4 protein-coding genes and 1 pseudogene are annotated in these 3,688 nt (G+C 69.5%); 2 read left to right on the top strand and 3 right to left on the bottom strand.

From position 1 onward, the window contains the following. Positions 1-45: 45 nt before the first annotated feature. Positions 46-1,188 carry an A/G-specific adenine glycosylase gene (mutY, locus tag IEX61_RS12040; RefSeq protein ID WP_229725870.1) on the bottom strand — a complete coding sequence of 381 codons (1,143 nt, stop codon included), beginning with the start codon at positions 1,186-1,188 and terminating at the stop codon, positions 46-48. Beyond that, on the bottom strand, positions 1,185-1,565 hold the full coding sequence (locus IEX61_RS12035) for a hypothetical protein (RefSeq protein ID WP_054673141.1): 381 nt from the start codon (positions 1,563-1,565) through the stop codon (positions 1,185-1,187). Before IEX61_RS12035 ends, mutY begins: the two co-directional genes overlap by 4 nt. Before the next feature lie 71 nt (positions 1,566-1,636). Here IEX61_RS12035 and IEX61_RS12840 point away from each other — a divergent pair. Continuing rightward, a pseudogene (locus tag IEX61_RS12840) lies at positions 1,637-1,873 on the top strand (metal-dependent hydrolase); the annotation flags it as partial. A 16-nt stretch (positions 1,874-1,889) separates the two neighbouring features. Beyond that, positions 1,890-2,636, top strand: coding sequence for a metal-dependent hydrolase (locus IEX61_RS12025; RefSeq protein ID WP_188818226.1), 747 nt, complete (start codon positions 1,890-1,892; stop codon positions 2,634-2,636). Between the two features lie 78 nt (positions 2,637-2,714). On the opposite strand, the gene IEX61_RS12020 is transcribed toward IEX61_RS12025, so the two are convergent. Then, positions 2,715-3,688: YhgE/Pip family protein (locus tag IEX61_RS12020; protein ID WP_194453995.1), on the bottom strand; the 974-nt coding region annotated here is incomplete at its 5' end.

The raw sequence follows: 3,688 nt of genomic DNA, 5'->3' as shown, positions 1-3,688 counted from the left end.
CCTTGGCTCGCTGACCGCCTTTTTCCTTCTTGGCATCCACACTTTTTAGCGTAGAGCCCCCCTGCGCGCGGAAACGGTTTCGCCGTCCAGGGCGGCGACGATCTTCTTGTGCGACGCGGGAAAAGCCAATTCGTCCAGCTTGTCGACCTCCACCCAGCGCCCGTCGGGGGCCGCGCCGTCTCCCGCGACCCACGCGCATTGGAAGACGCGCAGGTTCCAGCGGCAATGGCTGAAGGTGTGCACCACGTCGAGGAGCGGGCCGCTCACGGCGACGGCCAGCCCATACCGTTCGCGCAGGATGCGCGCCGCAGCCGCTTCCCACGCCTCATCCGCGCGACGCTCGCCGTCGGGAAAGGCCCACAATCCGCCCAGCAAGCCACCTTCTGGGCGCCGGTAGACGTAAACGGCCGCGCCGCGCCACACCACCGCCGCCACCATGTCCACCGTGGGGATGGCCTTCCGCTTCCCTTTTGCCGGAAGTTCCCGTTCCCGGCCGGCGGCGTAAGCGCGACAGTCTTCGCGCACCGGGCACAGGAGGCATTTCGGCGCGCGCGGCGTGCACACGAGGGCACCCAGCTCCATCAGGCCCTGGTTAAAGGCCGACGGATCGTCGGGGCAAACCAACGCCGCCGCCAGCTGGGTAAAGAGCCGCCGGGTCCCCGGCTTCTGCACGTCCTCCTCCACAAGGAGAAGGCGGGACAGGACGCGAAGGACATTGCCGTCGACGGCCGGCACCGGCCGGCCGTAGGCGATGCTCAGGATGGCCCCCGCCGTATACGGGCCGATGCCCTTGATGCGGGCCAACTCCTCCGGGTCGTCGGGAAGGACCCCGCCAAATTCCTCCATCACCTGCCGGGCGCCGCGCAGCAGGTTGCGCGCGCGGCTGTAGTAGCCCAGTCCCTCCCACAGCTTCAGCACGTCGGCTTCCTCGGCAGCGGCGAGCGCCTCCACAGTGGGAAACCGCTCCACAAAGCGCAGGAAGTAGGGCAGGGCCGTTTCCACGCGCGTCTGCTGCAGCATCACTTCGGAAACCCAGATCTTGTAAGGATCGCGATCGCGACGCCACGGCAGGTCGCGCTGCTGGTGACGGAACCAGTCGACCAGCCGGCACCGAAACCCCGCCACGTCGAACCCCTGCAGGATCGCGGCGGCGCGGTCTGCCGGTTCGGCGGTCGCCCGTCGCTTCACCGCCGTCCCCCCTGTTCCGGACGGATCCGTTCCGTGCATCCGGCGTCATCGCCGTCAAGCGGCAGAAAGGCCCACACGTGCACCTTCTCCGCGCCACCCTCCACGCAAGGGCCCAGCTGCCACGGCGCGTCCCCTTCCCGCCGTCCGGTGCGCAGCTCCTTAAGCAAGCGGTATGCGGCCTCGTCCGGAACGAGGTACGCTTCCACCATCAAATGGGGCTGGTCCCACCCCTCGTAGCGGGAGTAGGCCGCAACGGGCAGCCGGGTGAGGCGATCTTGCCAGGCGCGCATCCGCGCTTCGTATTCCTCGCGCCGTTCGGGGATCACCCGGTATTCGACAAAAACGCGCAGCGGCGCATCCTCCGTCGTCCGGTTCATCGCCGATCGACCTCCCTTACGTTCGCCGCGTTCGATTATAATAAAAACAATCGGCAACGGAAACGGGAGGGATGGCCATGGACACTCTCACCCACGCCGTCATGGGCATCACCCTCGCCGGTTTGGCACGCCTCGATCCGGCGGTGGCCGACCAGCCGGCCCTCGCCACGGCCGTCCTGCTGGCTACCTCCATCGGCTCCCAGGCGCCCGATTTCGACGGCCTGGCGCGCCTCGGCGGACCGGCCGCGTACGTGCGGTACCACCGCGGGCCCACCCATTCCCTCCCCGCCCTGCTGGCGTGGCCTTGGCTGATCGCGGGGGGGCGTGGAGCTGGCCCTCGGGCCGCTGCCCTTTTGGTCCCTCCTCGGCTGGACCTATGTCGCCGTGTTCGTTCACGCGCTGACCGACCTCTTGAACGGCTACGGAACGCAGGTGCTCTGGCCCTTCTCGCGGCGCTGGGTGGCGTGGAACGCTTTGCCGATTTTCGATCCCATTCTCTTTGCCCTGCACGTTCTGGGGCTCGCCCTGTGGGCCGCGGGCCTGGCGCCGGGACCGCTGTTTGCCGCCGTCTACGCCGCCACGGGCGCCTTCTGCGCGTGGCGGTGGGCCGTGCGCCGCCGCGTGGTGCGGGCCGTTCGCCGCGCCATCGGCGACTCACGAACGCGCGTCACCGTGCTCCCCACCTTTTCCCTGGGCGCCTGGAGCGTCCTCGCCGACGACGGGCACACGGTGCGCGTGGGCGCATGGCGAAACGGCCGGCTGACGTGGCTGGACGCCCTTGCCCGCCCGGCCCCGGACCATCCGGCGGTGCGCGCGTCGCAGAAGCATCCGTTCGTGCAGGCGCTCCTGTCTTTTACCCGCTACGCGGTGCCCCGCGTGCGCCCGGTTGCCGGCGGCACCGAAGTGCGCTGGGTGGACGTGCGCTTTCGGACCGCGGGCGGGCACTACCCGCTCGTCGCCGCCGTCTTCCTTGACCGAAGCGGCCGCGTGAAGGAAGCCGCCATCGGATGGATGTATCGGGAGGAACAATTGCGCAAGAAACTGGGCCTGACGGACGCCGCGGGCGCATGAGCCGAAATGCGCGCATGTGTAAAACGGGTGGCGGAAACCGCTCCGCCACCCGTTTTTTCTAGCGGGAAAGCAAACGCATCATCCTTCGGCCGCCGGTTCGCCGGCCAGAGAGCGCCGCTTTGCGGTCACGGCCAACACGGTCAGCACGAGGAACCCGACGGTGAAGGCGCCGAGGACGTTGAGGGCCGTCCACGCCTTCGCCGCGTCGCCGGCCGACACCGCGGCCTTCATCGCCGCCACGGCGTACGTCATGGGCAGGTAGGGGCTGATGGCCTGGAAGAAGGCCGGCTGCATCTCGAGGGGGAAGGTACCGGCGCAGGACGTCAGCTGCAGCATGAGCAGCACAATGCCCAGGAAGCGTCCCGCTTCGCCAAAGGCTACGAGGAGCAGGAAGACCAAGGCCGCAAAGCAGAACGCCGTCACGACGTTGGTCAGCACGTACCATCCGGGCAACGCCGGCTTCAGGCCGAGACCGCCGACGAGGGCGCCGCTGACGATGAGGGCCTGCGCACCCGCCGCGAGCGCGTAGAAGGCGTACCGCGCGGCGACCCAGCGGACCGGCGCCCACCGCACCGGGGGCAGGAATGCGGCCACTTTCCGCGGATCGGCCACCAAAAAGAGGAGCAAGGCGCCCACAAAGAGGGACAGCGAAACGAAGTACGGCGTAAACCCCGTGCCGTAGTCCGGCACGTCATGCCGCTCCTCCACCGCCAGGTCGACCGGACGGGCCACGCGCTCGGCCACCGTCTCCCGATGGGCCACCGCCTCTTGGGCGTCCTTGGCCTTCTCCGCCATCGCGTCGGCAAACCGGCGCTGGCCGTCCGCCAGGCGCGCCAGGCCCCGATTCAGCGCGTCGGCCCCTTGCGTCAGCCGCGCCGTGCCCACCGCCAGACGGTCGGCCCCTGCCACAGCCTCATGCAGCCCTTGTTGCAGCGCCTGAGCACCGGAGGCCAGCTGCTTCTGGCCATCGGCCCATCGCGCGTGGCCGGCGGCAAGCTGCTGCGCGCCGGCGGCCAGCCGGTCCGCGCCGGCGGCCAGCCGCTGGCTGCCGT

Origin of the sequence: Calditerricola satsumensis (assembly GCF_014646935.1) — a bacterium.
GTDB classification, from domain to species: Bacteria; Bacillota; Bacilli; order Calditerricolales; family Calditerricolaceae; genus Calditerricola; species Calditerricola satsumensis.
Note: the sequence above shows the minus strand (reverse complement) of the source record. Positions and strands in the feature narration are given on the sequence as shown.